The organism is Streptomyces sp. NPDC059897, assembly GCF_042730865.1.
Lineage (GTDB): Bacteria > Actinomycetota > Actinomycetes > Streptomycetales > Streptomycetaceae > Streptomyces.
In genome coordinates this window covers 1-15,516 of the sequence record NZ_JBHWKQ010000043.1, presented here as the reverse complement: position 1 = coordinate 15,516, position 15,516 = coordinate 1, and the positions used below count along the sequence as shown (strand labels likewise).

Here is a 15,516-nt window from a genome sequence, read left to right as displayed (position 1 = left end):
CGTCACCCTCCTCGCACTTGGCACGGCTCGGCTGCACCCGCTTGGGCTCGCCCGGCATCTTCGGGTACTCGGGCGGGTACGGCAGGCCCTAGGCGTGGTGCGGCGCCTCGTACGGCGGGATCGTCCCGTCCGCCTTCTTCACCAGGAACAGGCCGGCCATCCCCATGTCCGAGTGGCTCTGGACGTGGCAGTGGTACATCCACGCCCCGGCCCCGACCCCCTCCCCCGCGACGATCTGGAACCCGAACGAGTCGGCCGGGCCGCAGATCTTGTTGTCGAGGACCTGGGTGGGGTCGTCGGGACCCGTGAGCATGCCCGTGCGGTTGTCCGCCCAGCGGTGTCCGTGCATGTGGAACGTGTGGTAGTACTCGCCGTGCGTGATCATCACGATCTCGACGCGATCACCCACCGTGGCCTCGAAGTTGGGCGCTTCGTGGGCCGCCTTGTTGTTGATCGTCATGTCGTTGAAGACGATCGTGAACGTCTTGCCGGGGTCGGGCAGGATGTCGCCCCTGCGGCGCACGATCACCGGGCCGTACAGGCCCTTCCTGATCCCGCCCGTGCCGTGGTCCGTACCGACGACATGGTCGTGGTAGTGCCAGTAGCCCGCGGTCCCGGCCCGCCAGGTACCGTCCTTGCGGCGGCCGGGGGCATGCGTACGCCAGGTGTAGGTGCGGGTGCCGCCGGGCTCGACGTGGCTGCGGTTCATCCGCGTGCCGTCGCTGGAGATCTCGTAGTCAATGCCGTGCACGTGCAGGCTCGCGTCGACGTCCGTGAGGTTGTGGAACTCGATGTGCAGCGTGTCGCCCTCGTTGAGTTCGATCAGCGGGCCGGGGATCGACGCCTTGCCCTTCTCGAAGCCGTAGCCGAGCTGTCCGTCCGCGAGCTTCTCCGCGTACATCGTGAGGCGTCTGACCTCGCCGCCCGCGGGCGCGGTGCGCGGCGGGGTGTCCGCCCCGGCCGCCGATCCCGCCGACACTCCGATGGACAACGATGTCACCCCCGCCGTCGCGGCCACGGCGCCGCCGATCATCATGCGCCGGCTCAGTGCACGTCTGTCCTGTTCGCTCGCCTGCGTCGTCACGTCGCGAGGTCTGTCGTGCTCGGTCACGGCCAACTCCCCACCCTCGTAAGGACTTTCACGTCGCGCAGGGCACCGTAACCACATGATCTTCGTTTATCCACACTCAGGACAAAGTTTGCGTCATACCGGTCATAGCCCTTGGCGGACCACGAAAAGAGGTCTAGCTTCCACCGCGCCGTTGCTGTGTCCGACGAGGGGTGGGTGAACACATGCGTCGCTCGACGCATCAAATGCCGTTACCCGTACGAGAGTTCAGAGCGAGCCGAAGCAGACGTGCACACGTCTGGGCGGTCGGGGTCGCCGCGGTGACCGTGACCGCCGGGCTGCTGAGCGGTCCTGTCGCCAGCGCGCGCCCGGCACCGGAGCCGTCCCCGACAACGATGTCCGTCAAGTCGCCACCCGGCGGTGCGAACGTCCGGGTCCTGGTGTTCTACGGGTCCGCGGCCGGCGGCGACGAGTCGCCCACGGTCGACGCGGGCATCGAGGCGATCGAGAAGATCGGCCGGTCCGGACCCGAGGCTCAGCAGTTCACGATCACGGCGACCGACGACGCCTCGGTGTTCACGAATGCCACCAAGTTGGGCAGGTTCAATTCGGTCGTCTTCCTGACCGGCGGGGGCGACGTCCTCGACCCCGACCAGGAGGCCGGCCTCGAGGCGTACATGGAGGCGGGCGGCGGTTTCCTCGGCGTCCATGACGCGGCCCGCGCCGAGCCGTACTCGGACTGGTTCACCGGTCTGATCGGGGCCCGGCCCGCTGCGAAGTCGCCAACTGCCGCACAGCGCGCCATCGTTGAGGTCGGCGATCGGCAGAACCCGGCGACGAAGAACCTGCCGGTGCAGTGGAAGCGGGCCGACCGGTGGCTGAACTGGGCGGCGAACCCGTCCGGCGACGTGCACACGGTCGCGCGGGTCAACGAGACCACGTACAAGCCGGGCGAGGGCGCAGGCGGCGCGGACCACCCGGTGAGTTGGTGCCGTGACTACGACGGCGGCCGGTCCTTCTACACGGGGATGGGCGGCACCGTCTCCTCGTACGACGAGGTGGACTTTCGCGACCATCTGCGCGGGGCGCTGCTGTGGACGACGCGTATCGTGCGCGCCGACTGCAGGGCCGCGATCAACGCCAACTACAAGGCTGAGCGCCTGACCCAGGCCAATCAGCCGGGCCAGAACGATCAGATCGGCGAGCCGCACGGGCTGGTCACCGCTCCCGACGGGCGCGTGCTCTACATCGGGCGCGGCGGCGCGGACTCGTCGCAGCCGGTGGTGACCGACTGGAACGACCCGAACGTCGGCAAGGGCAAGGGCCAGATCCACGTCTACGACCCGAAGACCAAGAAGGTCACTCTCGCAGGGGAGTTGAGCATCTTCGGCAACAAGGGCGGCGGGGACGAGCTGGTCAAGGTCGAGGAGGGACTGCTCGGCATCGAGCTGGACCCGAAGTTCGAGCAGAACGGCTACGTGTATCTGCACTACACGCCGCACTCCGGGCTCGACCGCGACAAGCGGATGGCCGATCGGCAGGTCTCCCGCTTCACGCTCGACCTGGCCACGAACAAGCTGGACCTGAGTAGCGAGAAGGTGCTGCTCAAGTGGCCCGTGCAGGTGCACAGTTGCTGCCACGCGGGTGGCGGGATGGCCTGGGACTCCAAGGGCAACCTGTACATCGCGACCGGTGACAACAACTCGTCCGGCTTCAGCGACGGCTACTCGGGCAACAACCCGCAGCCGAACTACAAGGGCGTCTCGTTCGCCGACGCGCGCCGCACCGCGGGCAACACCAACAACCTCAACGGCAAGATCCTGCGCATCCACCCGGAGGCCGACGGGACGTACACCCTGCCGGAGGGCAACCTCTTCACCGGCAAGGAGACGGCCGAGGGCGGCGGCAAGACGCGCGGCGAGATCTATGTGATGGGCGTCAGGAACCCGGCGCGCATCTCCGTCGACAAGAAGACCGACACCCTGTACGCGGGGTGGGTCGGCCCGGATGCCGGTGAGCCGTCGACGACGTGGGGGCCGGCCAAGTACGACCAGTTCGCCGTCATCACCAAGGCGAGCAACCGCGGTTGGCCGTACTGCATGGGCAACAAGCAGCCCTACCGCGACCGCAATATGCCGGACCCGACGAAGCCGCTGGGCTGGTACGACTGCGACCACCCGAAGAACGAGTCGCCGAACAACAACGGCCTCGTCAACCTGCCGCCGGTCACCGGCAACAACATCTGGTACTCGCCGCAGGGCGGCGCTCCGGACTACCCGCGCGACGCCAATGGTGTGCCCTCGTACAAGAAGGAGGAGGCCAAGTACCTGCTTCCGTGGCTCAAGGGCGGCGGCCAGGCCGCGATGGACGGGCCCGTCTACCGCTACGACGCGTCGATCCCGAACGCGGACAAGTGGCCGAGCTACTGGGACGGCAAGTGGTTCGTCGGTGACTTCTACGACGACGGCCAGCCGCGCAACGCGGTCCTCACCGACCCGAAGACGCACGGCGACGGATCGATCCCGGTCCACTCGGAGTCGTTGAAGAAGATCATTCCGGTCGGCAACGACGGCATCAAGAACCTCATGGACTGGAAGTTCGGTCCCGACGGCGCGCTGTACGTCCTCGACTACGGGCGCGGCTTCTTCACCTCCGACTCCAAGTCGGCTCTGTGGAAGGTCACGTACACCGGCGGCGGGGCGACCCCGGCGGCCGATCAGCTGGCCAGGAAGGGCTGATCCCATGCGATCCACGCGACTGATGCGCCCCCTGCGCTCCGTGCGCAGACACAGAATCCTGACCGCGCTGCTCGCCGCGATGCTGATGTGTCTCGGCCTCGGCACGCTGCCCGCCGCGACCGCGGCGCCCGCGCCCGAGCCGGCGGCCGAGCAGACGCTGACCTGGACGGCCGGCGACGACATCACAAAGTACACGTCGGCGCCCGAGACGGCGGTCGCGGGCAAGGCGACGATCGTCTTCGAGAACAGCACGGCCACCGGCAACACCACAGGGATGCCACACACGTTGACCTTCGACGTGTCGGACCCCGAGTACAACAACGACGTACCACTGAACATCCTGGCCAACCCGAACGACGACCAGGGCGGCAAGCACACGGCCGAGGTCACCCTCTCCCCCGGCAAGTACCGCTATCACTGCACGATCCCCGGACACACCAGCATGACGGGGATCCTGGTGGTGACGGACGGTGGCGGCGGTGACGACACGACCGCGCCGGAGACCTCGGCGAAGGCCGAGGGACAGACCAACGCCGACGGCGCGTTCGTCGGGTCCGCGTCCGTCTCGGTCACCGCGACCGACGCGGGTTCGGGCGTCGACAAGATCGAGTACTCGCTCGACGGCGGCGCGTACACGCCGTACACGGCGCCGGTGGTCGTCGACCAGGTCGGCGCACACACCATGAAGTACAAGGCGACCGACAAGGCGGGCAACGCCGCCGCCGAGAAGTCCCTTGCCTTCACGGTGGTCGCACCGCCGACGGACGACAAGACACCGCCGGACACCTCGGCGACGGTGACCGGTGACAAGGACGACGCCGGTGCGTACGTCGGCATGGCCACAGTGACGGTCTCCGCGTCGGACACCGGCTCCGGGGTCAACACCATCGAGTACGCGGTCGGCGCCGACGGCGCCTGGCAGCCGTACACCGCCCCGGTGATGGTCCACGACCCGGGCACCTACACGGTGCGCTACCGGGCCGCGGACAAGGCGGGCAACGCCGCCGCCGAGAAGTCCGTCGACTTCAAGGTCGTGGCACCGCCCGTCCAGGACACGACGCCTCCGACGGTGTCACTGGCGGTCGGCGGGGACAAGAACTCCGACGGCGCGTACATCAACAACGCGAAGCTGACTGTGACGGCGACCGATGACATGTCGGGCGTCGACAAGGTCGAGTACTCGCTCGACGGCGGGCCCTATCTCGCGTACACCGCCCCCGTGGTGGTGGACCGGGTGGGGGCCCACTCCGTGGCGTACCGGGCGAGCGACAAGGCGGGCAACGCCGCCGCGGCGCAGACGTTCGTGTTCGCGGTGGCCTCGGGCGGCGGCGTTCCGGCCCCCAACTGCCCGGAGCTGGACGAGCGTTCGACGGTCTTCGTCGGTACGACGGACACCGGTATCCCGAACCGGGTCACCAACAACCGGTGCCGGATCGGCGAGTTGATCGAGGACGAGAAGGAGTGGACGTCGCACGCGCTGTTCGTCAAGCACGTCAAGACGGTCACCGACAAGCTCCTCAAGGAAGGCGTCGTCGACCAGCGCGAGTACAACAAGATCAACAAGGCGGCGCGGCAGTCCCCGATCGGCACGCCGGGCCAGACGGACGGCTACAAGAAGATCATGGACGGCTCGCAGGAGCAGTTCGCGAAGTGGGAGCAGGTCGGCGGCGGCAAGTTCGGGCTGAACGCCGACGGTTCGATCACCAGCAGCACGTCCGTGGACGGCATGGGCATGCTGTGGTTCCCGCAGCGCAAGTACGGCGACTACTCGCTGAAGCTGCAGTGGCGTGACGACGCGCCGGGCACGGGCAACGCCAACGGCGGTGTGTTCGTGCGGTTCCCGTGGGTGCACGACAACCCCGAGGAGTCGCGTCCGGAGTGGGTCGCCATCAAGTACGGGCACGAGATCCAGGTGCTCGACAAGCCCGATGGCGACATGTACAAGACCGGTTCGGTCTACGGCTTCGACCGGGTCGGGCTCGCGGGCGCGGGCGTCACCCAGAAGGGCACGTGGAACGACTACGAGATCAAGGTGGTGGACCAGCACTTCTCGGTCTACCGCAACGGTGTGCTGATCAACGAGTTCGACAACACCGGTGGCCAGGTCTTCGAACCCCCGCGGGGCGACGACCCGGGCACGGACGGCCGGCGCTACGCCGAGGGGTACGTCGGGCTCCAGGTGCACAGCACCACGGACGTCATCTCGTATCGGGACATCCGCGTGAAGGAGCTTTGAGTCTCCCTGCGTGTCAGTGAGCCGAGCCGGGTCCCTCCTCGTGACGGGCCCGGCTCGGCTGCACCCGCTTGGGCTCGCCCGGCATCTTCGGGTACTCGGGCGGGTACGGCAGGTCGCCGAGGCCGCGGTCCTTCGCGTCGCGGTCGGCCAGCTCCAGGAGGGCGTCGAGGGAGAACCGCTCCTTGTCCATGTCGGCGTGCACGTCGCCGAGTTCGGCGTACCGCTTCGGCATGCTGACGATGTCGAAGTCGCGGGGCAGCGCGTCGCCCACCTCGTCCCAGCTGAGCGGCGCCGAGACGGGGGCGCCGGGGCGGGCGCGCACCGAGTAGGCGGAGGCGATGGTGCGGTCGCGGGCCGTCTGGTTGAAGTCGACGAAGATGCGCTCGCCCCGCTCCTCCTTCCACCACGCCGTCGTGACGAACTCCGGCATGCGGCGCTCCAGTTCGCGGCCGCAGGCGATGGCGGCGCGGCGCACCTCGGTGAACGTCCAGCGCGGTTCGATGGGCACGAAGACGTGCAGCCCGCGTCCGCCGGAGGTCTTGGGCCAGCCGACCAGGCCGCCGAAGTCGTGCAGTACGTAGCGGAGTTCGTTGGCCGCGTGCACGGCGTCGGCGTAGTCGGTGCCGGGCTGCGGGTCGAGGTCGATGCGCAGTTCGTCGGGGTGGTCGGGGTCGTCGCGGCGCACCGGCCAGGGGTGGAAGGTGAGGGTGCCGTACTGGGCCGCCCAGATCACTGCGGCGACCTCGGTCGGGCACATCTCGTCGGCGGTCCGGCCCGAGGGGAAGGTGATCGTGGCGGTGGGGATCCAGTCGGGCAGGTTCTTCGGCGCGCGCTTCTGGTAGAAGGACTCGCCGGTCACACCCTCGGGGTAGCGCTCCAGGGTGGTGGGCCGGTCGCGCAGGGCGCGCAGGATGCCGTCGCCGACCGCGAGGAAGTAGTTCGCGAGGTCGAGCTTGGTGTACGTCACCTTCCCGCCGTCGGGGAAGAACACCTTGTCGGGGCTGGACAGACGCACCGTCCGACCGCCCGCTTCCAGTTCCACTGCCGCACCCTTGCCGCCCATGCGCTCACGCTAGGCCGAAAGGACGTAAAGCGCATACCGGGCGATACGGCGGCACAGCGGTCAGAATCGGATCATGGATCTCCCCGTGCTGCCGCCGGTCAAGCCGATGCTCGCCAAGTCCGCCGCCAAGATCCCCGCCGGGATGCACTACGAGGCGAAGTGGGACGGCTTCCGGGCGATCGTGTTCCGCGACGGGCCGGAGATCGAGCTCACGAGCCGCACCACCAAGTCGTTGACCAGGTACTTTCCCGAGCTGGTTGCGGCGCTCGCCGAGCGGCTCCCGGGGCGCTGCGTGCTCGACGGGGAGATCGTGATCGCGCGCGACGGGCGGCTCGACTTCGACGCGCTCACCGAGCGGATCCACCCGGCGGCCTCCCGCGTGAACACCCTCGCCGAGCGCACACCCGCCTCCTTCGTCGCCTTCGACGTCCTGGCGCTCGGCTCGGAGTCCACGGTCGAGCTGCCGCTGTCCGACCGCAGACCGCTCCTGGAACAGGCCCTCGCGAACGCCTCTGCCCCGCTGCACCTGGCCCCGGCCACCACGAACGCGGAACTGGCCCAGGTCTGGTTCGAGCAGTACGAGGGCGCCGGCCTGGACGGCGTCGTCGCCAAGCCGCTCACCCTGCGCTACCGGCAGGACGAACGCGTCATGCTCAAGATCAAGCACGAGCGGACGGCGGACTGCGTGGTCGCCGGCTACCGCTTCCACAAGAGCGGCCCGGTCGTCGGCTCCCTGCTCCTCGGCCTGTACGACGACGAGGGCGTCCTCCAGCACGTCGGGGTCTGCGCGGCCTTCACGATGAAGCGCCGCACCGAGCTGGTGGCCGAGCTGGAGCCGCTGCGCATGGAGCTGCCCGCCAAGGGCCACCCGTGGGCGGCGTGGACCGACGAGGCGGCCCACGAGAGCCGGCGGATGCCGGGCGCGACCAGCCGCTGGACCGGAAAGAAGGACCTCTCCTGGATCCCGCTGCGCCCGGACCTGGTCGCCGAGGTGGCGTACGAGCACATGGAGAACGGCGCCCGCTTCCGGCACACGGCCCGTTTCCGCCGCTGGCGCCCGGACCGGACACCGGACAGCTGTACGTACGCGCAGCTGGAGGAACCGGTGAAGTTCGACCTGGCGGACGTGCTGCGCTGAGCACAGGGTGAACGGCGTGCGCCCGTGGGTATCCAAGGGGCGTGGACGAGATGCGCAGGCGCACGGTCGTGGTCGGGGCTCTCGGGGTGTTCGCCTCGGCGTGTACGGCGAGTCGGCTGCCCGGGGGCGACAGTTCGGAGTCGGCGCGCGCGCCGCTGCTCGCCGTGAAGATCGACAACGTGGGGGCGGCGCGGCCCCAGACGGGGCTCGACGAGGCCGACCTCGTGTACGTGGAACAGGTCGAGGCCGGGCTGAGCCGGCTGATGGCGGTGTTCGGCTCGCGGCTGCCCGCTGTGGTCGGCCCCGTGCGCAGCGCCCGCGAGACCGACCTCGAACTGCTCCGCCAGTTCGACCGTCCGACGCTCGCCTACTCGGGCGCGCAGAGCGCGCTGCGGCCCGCCATCGACGCGGCGCCGCTGCGGGCGGTGCCGCCGGGCAAGGGCGGCGCGGCGTACTTCCGCGGCTCGGACAAGCCGGCGCCGCACAACCTCTATCTGCGGCCCGCGAAGCTGGGGGACCCGGCGGCGGGGCTGCGGGCGGGCGAGGCGGCCGGATTCGACTTCGCCGAGCGGGCCCCCGAGGGCGGCCGGCCCACGACGGAGCACACGGTGCGCTTCCCCGCCGCGCGCTTCACCTTCAACTGGTCGCCCACGGACGGCCATTGGCTCGTGACCATGGACGGCCGCGCCGCGACGACGGCCTCCGGCAAACGCCTCGCCGCTCCGACGGTCGTCGTCCAGTACGTCGACGTGACCCCCTCCCGCTTCCACGACCGCTCGGGCAACGTGTCGCCGCTGTCGCGGACGGTCGGGGACGGCAAGGCGGTGGTCCTCCGGGGTGGCCGGGCCCACGCTGCGACGTGGCGCCGCCCGTCCCCCACGTCCGGCACGACCTTCAGCGTCCCGTTCACCCCGGGCCCCGTGTGGGTCCTCCTGACCGAACGCTAGAGCCCACCCGAGGTTGCGGTCGCGGGGCTCTGCCCCGGACCCCGCTGCTCAATCGCCGCAGGGGCTTGAAATACAAACTCGGCCCGCCAGGAGCGAAAGTCTCGCAAATCAAGCCCCGCCGGCGATTGAGGCGCGGGGTCCGGGGCAGAGCCCCGCAGCCGCAACGACGGTCACACCTCCGCCGCAACCACCTCACCCGGATGCCGAAGGCTCTCCGCTTCGGCGCACACCCGTTGGATCAGGTCGAAGAACACCCCCCGCTCGTCCGCATCGAGCGGCGCCAGGAAGATCTGGTTCATGCGCGCCGTCCGCACCGCCAGCTTCTTGTGCGTACGCAGCCCCCCGGGCGTGAGACGGAGCAGCCAGCGGCGCCCGTCCTGCGGGTCCCGGACCTTGTCGACCAGCTCGCGCCGCGTGAGGCGGGTGATCACCTCGGCGATCGTGGAACGGTCGAGCCCGACCCGCTCCCCCACCGTGCGCTGATCGAGCCCCGGCTCGGCCACCAGCGCGTTGAGGACCGCGAACTGCGGCGATGTGATCTCCTCGGAGACCATCGTGTTCCACAGCAGATAGTGCGCCTGCTGGAGCCGCCGGGCGAGGTGCCCGGGATGGGTGGTCAGATCCACCGCGGCCATGGCGGTCCTCCGTCTGCAGTCGTTGCGCCGCTGAACACGGCCGTGCACTGAGCAAGGATCCGGCAACCCATGTCCGCTTGTCGAGTCCATCCCCGCATTTCCCTGGGAACTATTGACGGTTCACACACCCAGTGGCAACGTGAGCGACACCCAAAAAATACTCAGTGCGCTGAGCACTTCATCAGCACCACATGAGACTTCGCGGAGATGAGGGCTGGCAGGGATGGACAAGGTTGTCGCCACGGCCGCACAGGCCGTCGCCGACGTGGGCGACGGTGCGTCGCTCGCGGTCGGCGGGTTCGGCTTGAGCGGCGTACCGAACGTGTTGATCAAGGCGCTGTACGAGCAGGGCACCGGAAGCCTCTCCGTGGTGTCGAACAACTGCGGCGCCATGGACTCCGGCCTCGCCGTCCTGCTGAGCGCCGGGCGGATCACCCGCGTCACGGGCTCGTACATCGGTGGGAACAAGGAGTTCGCCCGGCAGTACCTGGGGGGCGAGATCGAGGTCGAGATGATCCCGCAGGGCACGCTCGCCGAGCGGCTCCGCTCGGGCGGCGCGGGCATCCCCGCCTTCTACACCCCGGCCGGTGTCGGCACGCAGGTCGCGGACGGCGGTCTCCCCTGGCGCTACGACGGCAGCGGCGGGGTCGCGAAGGCCTCGCCGCCCAAGGAGGTCCGGGAGTTCGACGGCGTCGAGTACGTGCTTGAGCGCGGCATCCGCACCGACTTCGCGCTCGTCCGGGCCGCGAAGGGCGACCGGCACGGCAACCTGGTCTTCAACAAGTCCACGCGGAACTTCAACCCCCTCGCCGCGCAGGCCGGACGGATCACGATCGCCGAGGTGGAGGAGCTGGTGGAGCCGGGCGAGATCGAGCCGGACCAGGTCCACCTGCCGGGCATCTTCGTGCAGCGCGTCATCGCCCTGACGCCCGAACAGGCCGTCGACAAGGGCATCGAGAAGCGGACGGTGAGTGAGTAATCATGTCCTGGACCCGTGAGGAAATGGCCGCCCGCGCCGCCCGCGAGCTGCGCGACGGCCAGTACGTGAACCTCGGCATCGGCCTGCCGACCCTCATCCCCAACTACCTCGGCGGCGACGTGGAGGTGATCCTGGAGTCCGAGAACGGCATCCTGGGCACCGGCCCGTACCCCACCGACGACGCCGTCGACCCCGACCTGATCAACGCGGGCAAGGAGACGGTCACCGTCCTGCCCGGCGCCTCGTTCTTCGACTCCGCGCTCTCCTTCGGGATGATCCGCGGCGGCCACATCGACGTCGCCGTGCTCGGCGCCATGCAGGTGTCCGCGAACGGTGACCTCGCCAACTGGGCCGTGCCCGGCAAGATGATCACCGGCATCGGCGGCGCCATGGACCTCGTGCACGGCGCCCGTACCGTCCTGGTCACCATGACGCACACCGCGAAGGACGGCTCCCCGAAGATCGTCGAGGAGTGCTCGCTGCCGCTCACCGGCAAGGGCTGCGTCGACCGCATCATCACCGACCTCGCCGTGCTCGACGTGACCGGGGACGGCCTTGAACTCGTCGAGCTCGCGCCCGGCGTCAGCGCCGAGGAAGTCGTCGAGAAGACCGCCGCGAAGGTACGCATCCCGGAGGCAGCCAAGTGAGCCGCACCGTCAAGGACGTCTACATCGTCGACGCCGTACGCAGCCCCATCGGCCGCTACAACGGCGCCCTCGCGGCCGTCCGCCCGGACGACCTCGCCGCGCACGCGATCCGTGAACTGGTCGCCCGTACACCGGAGTTGGACCCGTCCCGGATCGAGGACGTGTACTTCGGCAACGCGAACGGCGCGGGCGAGGAGAACCGCAACGTCGCCCGCATGGCGGGCCTGCTCGCCGGGCTGCCGACCTCCGTGCCGGGTGTCACCGTGAACCGGCTGTGCGCCTCCGGCCTGGAGGCCGTGGTGCAGGCGGCCCGCGCCATCGCCGTCGGCGACGCGTCCATCGCCGTCGCGGGCGGCGTCGAGTCGATGACCCGCGCGCCCTACGTGCTGCCGAAGAACGACAAGCCGTTCCCGGCCACCAACACCACGATGTACTCCACCACTTTGGGCTGGCGCATGGTCAACCCGAAGATGGAGCCGCAGTGGACGGTGTCCCTCGGTGAGTCGGCCGAACTCATCGCCGACAAGCACGGCATCACGCGCGAGCAGCAGGACGAGTTCGCGCTCGCCAGCCACCAGAAGGCCGCCGCCGCGCAGAAGAACGGGTACTTCGACGCCGAACTCGCGCCGGTCACCGTCCCGCAGCGCAAGGGCGACCCGTCCGTCGTCTCCGCCGACGAGTCGGTGCGCGCCACTACGACCCTCGAAGCGATGGCGAAGCTCAAGCCCTCCTTCCGCAAGGACGGAGGCACGGTCACGGCCGGCAACGCCTCGCCGCTGAACGACGGCGCCGCCGCGCTGCTGCTCGTCGACGAGGAGGGCCTGAAGGCCACCGGCCGCGAGCCGCTCGCCCGGATCTCCGCGACCGGCGTCTCCGCGATCGACCCGCACTACTTCGGGCTGGCCCCCGTCGAGGCGACGAACCGGGCGCTCGCCAAGGCGGGCAAGGGATTTGACGACCTGTCGACACTGGAGCTGAACGAGGCGTTCGCCGCGCAGGTCCTCGGCTGCGTCGCCGAATGGCCCGAGTTCGACCCGGCGGTCCTCAACCCGCAGGGCGGCGCCATCGCGCTCGGCCACCCGCTCGGCGCGTCCGGTGCCCGGCTCGCCGGGACCGTCGCCCACCAGCTCGCCCGCAAGGGCTCCGGCGTCGGCGTCGCCACGCTCTGCATCGGCGTGGGCCAGGGCCTCGCCCTCGTCCTGGAACGTTAGGAAGGTCCGCCCCTCATGGCTCTCACCCAGCACGACATCGACGCGGAGATCGCCGCCAGGCGCGAGGCCTACTACAAGGGTCTCACCGAGGGCGCACCCGTCGAGGACCACCCGCGGCGCGACTACGCCCCGTACCGCTCCTCCACCTTCCGGCACCCCAAGCAGCCGCCGATCAACATCGACGTCGCCAAGGACCCGGAGCTGATCGAGCTGACCGCCCCCGCGTTCGGCGAGCGCGACATCACGAAGATCGACAACGATCTGACGATCCAGCACCCCGGCAAGCCCATCGGCGAGCGCATCACCGTCGAGGGCCGGCTCGTCGACCGCGACGGGCGGCCGCTGCGCGGCCAGCTGATCGAGCTGTGGCAGGCCAACTCCGCGGGCCGCTACGCGCACAAGATCGAGGTGCACGACGCGCCGCTCGACCCGAACTTCACGGGCGTCGGCCGCACGCTGTCCGACGACGACGGCTGGTACAAGTTCACGACGATCCAGCCGGGCCCGTACCCGTGGGCGCAGCACACCAACGCCTGGCGCCCCGCGCACATCCACTTCTCCGTCTTCGGCTCCGCGTTCACCCAGCGCCTGGTGACGCAGATGTACTTCCCGAACGACCCGCTGTTCCCGTACGACCCGATCCTCCAATCCGTGACCGACGACGCGGCGCGGCAGCGCCTGGTCGCCACGTACGTGCACGAGAAGTCGGTGCCGGAGTTCTCGATGGGCTACCAGTGGGACATCGTCCTCGACGGCCCGAACGCCACCTGGATGGAAGAAGGGCGCTGACCAGACATGACGAAGATCGACATCAACAACCCCGAGAGCGTGCGGCCGACGCCCTCGCACACGGTCGGCCCCTGGTACGGCTACGCGCTGCCCTTCGAGGGCGGCGGTGACATCGCCCCCGTCGGCCACCCGGACACGGTCGCCGTGCACGGCTACGTGTACGACGGCAACGGCGACGCCGTCCCCGACGCGTTCGTCGAGGTCTGGGGCGCGGACCCCGAGGGCAACGCCTCGACCGTCGACGGCTCGATGCGCCGCCAGCCGTTCACCGGCGGCTACCTGGGCCGCAACGGCGTGGAGTTCACCGGCTGGGGCCGCATCGAGACGGACGCCAACGGCCACTGGGCCGTGCGCACGCTGCGCCCCGGCGCGCGGGGTGAATCGGCGCCGTACCTGGCCGTGGTGATCTTCTCGCGCGGCCTGCTGCACCACCTGTACACGCGGATCTACTTCGCGGGTGACGAGGCGCTGGCGACGGACCCGGTACTCAGCCAGGTCGGCCCCGACCGCCGCGACACGCTGATCGCACAGCCGGAGGCCAACGGCACGTACCGTTTCGACATCCGCCTTCAGGGCGAGGGCGAGACGGTCTTCCTGGAGTTCACGTGACGTTGTTCGACCCCGGCATCGAGGGCGCGCCCACCGAGCGCACCACGTCCGAAGAGGCCTTCCTTCAGGCCCTGTTGGACGCGGAGGCGGGCCTGACACGGGCGCAGTCCTCGCTCGGCCTCGCGCCCGTCGGCGCCGGTGAGGCGGTCACGGCTGCGGCCGTCGCCGAGCGGTTCGACGTGCGGGACCTCGCGCGGCGCGCGCGTGGCGGCGGCAATCCGGTGATCCCGCTGGTCGCGGACCTCACGGCGGCGGTGCCCGCCGAGTACGGTCCGTACGTCCACCGGGGTGCCACGAGCCAGGACATCCTGGACTCGGCGCTGATGCTGGTCGCGGCGCGGACGCTGGACGTTCTTCTCGACGAACTCGGCGGCGCGGAAGGGGCTTTGGCGGCTCTCGCGCGTGAGCACCGGTACACGGTGATGCCGGGTCGTACGCTCACGCAGCACGCCGTACCGACGACGTTCGGGCTCAAGGCGGCGGGGTGGCGGTCGCTGGTGCTGGACGCGCGGGACCGGCTTCAGGGTGTGCGGGTGGCGCTGCCGGTGCAACTGGGCGGCGCGGCGGGCACGTTGGCGGCGTTCGGGGCGTACGGGGCGGACGACCCGCTCGTCCTGGTGGCGGCGTACGCGCGCGAACTCGGGCTGGCCGAGCCGGAGTTGCCGTGGCATGTGCTGCGTACGCCGGTGGCGGATCTGGCGGGGGCGCTGGCCTTCGCGGCGGGTGCGTTCGGCAAGATCGCGGCGGATGTGCTGGTTCTTTCCCGTACGGAGATCGGTGAGCTGGCCGAAGGCGCGGGGGGTGGTTCCTCCGCGATGCCGCACAAGGCGAATCCGGTCCGGTCCACGCTTGTCGCTGCCGCGGCGCGGCGGGCGCCTGCGCTTGCCGCGACGCTGTACGGGTCCGTGGTCGCGGAGGACGAGCGGCCCGCGGGGGCGTGGCATGCCGAATGGGCGACGTTGCGGGAGCTGTTGCGGGTGGTTGGTGGGGCGGCGCGGGACGCGTTGGAACTGGTCGACGGGTTGGTCGTACGGGCGGACGTGATGCGCGACCACCTGGCGACGACCGGTGGGGCGATCGTCTCCGAGCGGCTGTCCGCGGAGCTTGGCGGGGTGCTCGGGCGGGGGCCGGCGAAGGAACTCCTTGCGGCCGCCTCGCGGCGGGCGCGGGAGGAGGGCCGGTCCTTGGCGGATGTGCTGGCGGGCGAGCCCGCGCTCAAGGACGCCGATGTGGACGTGTCCGAACTGACCGATCCGGCGCGGTACGTCGGGGCGGCGGGCGCGCTGGTGGATCGGGCGCTGGCGCGCCCATGACATTCCCCCACCCCGCCCCTTCCCGAAATCCCTGCGGGCGCCTGCCAGGGGGTGGGGGTGGGACGGTTCCGATGCGGCCGCCCGAACGCCCCACCACCCCGGCGTTGCGCTCGCGCAGTTCCCCGCCGCCCGGAGGCGAGGC

The 15,516-nt window shown here is 70.1% G+C and carries 13 protein-coding genes; 10 read left to right on the top strand and 3 right to left on the bottom strand.

What is annotated here, in order from left to right; translation table 11 throughout:
- Positions 1 to 88: 88 nt before the first annotated feature.
- On the bottom strand, positions 89 to 1,036 hold the full coding sequence (locus tag ACFV9W_RS32400) for a multicopper oxidase domain-containing protein (protein ID WP_385768382.1): 948 nt from the start codon (positions 1,034 to 1,036) through the stop codon (positions 89 to 91).
- 257 nt (positions 1,037 to 1,293) lie between these two features.
- Here ACFV9W_RS32400 and ACFV9W_RS32395 point away from each other — a divergent pair, with 257 nt between their 5' ends.
- Both ACFV9W_RS32395 and ACFV9W_RS32390 read left to right on the top strand, forming a co-directional pair.
- On the top strand, positions 1,294 to 3,807 hold the full coding sequence (locus ACFV9W_RS32395; RefSeq protein WP_385768263.1) for a ThuA domain-containing protein: 2,514 nt from the start codon (positions 1,294 to 1,296) through the stop codon (positions 3,805 to 3,807).
- 4 nt (positions 3,808 to 3,811) lie between these two features.
- Positions 3,812 to 6,043: an OmpL47-type beta-barrel domain-containing protein gene (locus tag ACFV9W_RS32390; RefSeq protein ID WP_385768260.1), complete on the top strand. Its 2,232-nt coding sequence runs from the start codon at positions 3,812 to 3,814 to the stop codon at positions 6,041 to 6,043.
- Between the two features lie 13 nt (positions 6,044 to 6,056).
- On the opposite strand, the gene ligD is transcribed toward ACFV9W_RS32390, so the two are convergent.
- Positions 6,057 to 7,106: a non-homologous end-joining DNA ligase gene (gene ligD, locus ACFV9W_RS32385; RefSeq protein WP_385768257.1), complete on the bottom strand. Its 1,050-nt coding sequence runs from the start codon at positions 7,104 to 7,106 to the stop codon at positions 6,057 to 6,059.
- 73 nt (positions 7,107 to 7,179) lie between these two features.
- Here ligD and ACFV9W_RS32380 point away from each other — a divergent pair, with 73 nt between their 5' ends.
- Together ACFV9W_RS32380 and ACFV9W_RS32375 are read left to right on the top strand one after the other, a co-directional pair.
- Entirely contained in the window at positions 7,180 to 8,244 is a 1,065-nt protein-coding gene (locus ACFV9W_RS32380) for an ATP-dependent DNA ligase (protein ID WP_385768254.1), read from the top strand.
- A gap of 50 nt (positions 8,245 to 8,294) precedes the next feature.
- Positions 8,295 to 9,191, top strand: a complete 897-nt coding sequence (locus tag ACFV9W_RS32375) for a DUF3048 domain-containing protein (protein WP_385768379.1) — start codon at positions 8,295 to 8,297, stop codon at positions 9,189 to 9,191.
- Between the two features lie 170 nt (positions 9,192 to 9,361).
- On the opposite strand, the gene ACFV9W_RS32370 is transcribed toward ACFV9W_RS32375, so the two are convergent.
- Complete coding sequence (locus tag ACFV9W_RS32370; protein WP_385768251.1) at positions 9,362 to 9,826, bottom strand: MarR family winged helix-turn-helix transcriptional regulator; 465 nt, start codon at positions 9,824 to 9,826, stop codon at positions 9,362 to 9,364.
- Positions 9,827 to 10,049: 223 nt separating this feature from the next.
- Here ACFV9W_RS32370 and ACFV9W_RS32365 point away from each other — a divergent pair, with 223 nt between their 5' ends.
- From ACFV9W_RS32365 to pcaB, 6 genes are read left to right on the top strand one after another with little or no spacing between them, the layout of a single operon-like run.
- A complete protein-coding gene (locus tag ACFV9W_RS32365) occupies positions 10,050 to 10,805 on the top strand; it encodes a CoA transferase subunit A (protein WP_385768248.1) in 756 nt (251 codons plus the stop codon).
- A gap of 2 nt (positions 10,806 to 10,807) precedes the next feature.
- Entirely contained in the window at positions 10,808 to 11,452 is a 645-nt protein-coding gene (locus ACFV9W_RS32360; protein ID WP_385768245.1) for a CoA transferase subunit B, read from the top strand.
- Entirely contained in the window at positions 11,449 to 12,663 is a 1,215-nt protein-coding gene (locus tag ACFV9W_RS32355; protein ID WP_385768242.1) for a thiolase family protein, read from the top strand. The genes ACFV9W_RS32360 and ACFV9W_RS32355 overlap by 4 nt, the downstream gene beginning before the upstream one ends.
- A gap of 15 nt (positions 12,664 to 12,678) precedes the next feature.
- Positions 12,679 to 13,452, top strand: coding sequence for a protocatechuate 3,4-dioxygenase subunit beta (pcaH, locus tag ACFV9W_RS32350; RefSeq protein ID WP_385768239.1), 774 nt, complete (start codon positions 12,679 to 12,681; stop codon positions 13,450 to 13,452).
- A gap of 6 nt (positions 13,453 to 13,458) precedes the next feature.
- Positions 13,459 to 14,061, top strand: a complete 603-nt coding sequence (pcaG, locus tag ACFV9W_RS32345) for a protocatechuate 3,4-dioxygenase subunit alpha (protein WP_385768236.1) — start codon at positions 13,459 to 13,461, stop codon at positions 14,059 to 14,061.
- A complete protein-coding gene (gene pcaB, locus ACFV9W_RS32340; protein ID WP_385768233.1) occupies positions 14,058 to 15,374 on the top strand; it encodes a 3-carboxy-cis,cis-muconate cycloisomerase in 1,317 nt (438 codons plus the stop codon). The genes pcaG and pcaB overlap by 4 nt, the downstream gene beginning before the upstream one ends.
- Positions 15,375 to 15,516 lie beyond the last annotated feature (142 nt).

Excerpts from the sequence above, each read along its gene's own strand:
- ACFV9W_RS32380 (WP_385768254.1), top strand. The coding sequence starts at position 7,180 with ATGGATCTCCCCGTGCTGCCGCCGGTCAAGCCGATGCTCGCCAAGTCC.
- ACFV9W_RS32395 (WP_385768263.1), top strand. The coding sequence starts at position 1,294 with ATGCGTCGCTCGACGCATCAAATGCCGTTACCCGTACGAGAGTTCAGA.
- ACFV9W_RS32370 (WP_385768251.1), bottom strand. The coding sequence starts at position 9,826 with ATGGCCGCGGTGGATCTGACCACCCATCCCGGGCACCTCGCCCGGCGG.
- ACFV9W_RS32400 (WP_385768382.1), bottom strand. The coding sequence starts at position 1,036 with ATGATGATCGGCGGCGCCGTGGCCGCGACGGCGGGGGTGACATCGTTG.
- pcaH (WP_385768239.1), top strand. The coding sequence starts at position 12,679 with ATGGCTCTCACCCAGCACGACATCGACGCGGAGATCGCCGCCAGGCGC.
- ligD (WP_385768257.1), bottom strand. The coding sequence starts at position 7,106 with ATGGGCGGCAAGGGTGCGGCAGTGGAACTGGAAGCGGGCGGTCGGACG.
- ACFV9W_RS32365 (WP_385768248.1), top strand. The coding sequence starts at position 10,050 with ATGGACAAGGTTGTCGCCACGGCCGCACAGGCCGTCGCCGACGTGGGC.
- pcaG (WP_385768236.1), top strand. The coding sequence starts at position 13,459 with ATGACGAAGATCGACATCAACAACCCCGAGAGCGTGCGGCCGACGCCC.
- ACFV9W_RS32360 (WP_385768245.1), top strand. The coding sequence starts at position 10,808 with ATGTCCTGGACCCGTGAGGAAATGGCCGCCCGCGCCGCCCGCGAGCTG.
- ACFV9W_RS32375 (WP_385768379.1), top strand. The coding sequence starts at position 8,295 with ATGCGCAGGCGCACGGTCGTGGTCGGGGCTCTCGGGGTGTTCGCCTCG.
- ACFV9W_RS32390 (WP_385768260.1), top strand. The coding sequence starts at position 3,812 with ATGCGATCCACGCGACTGATGCGCCCCCTGCGCTCCGTGCGCAGACAC.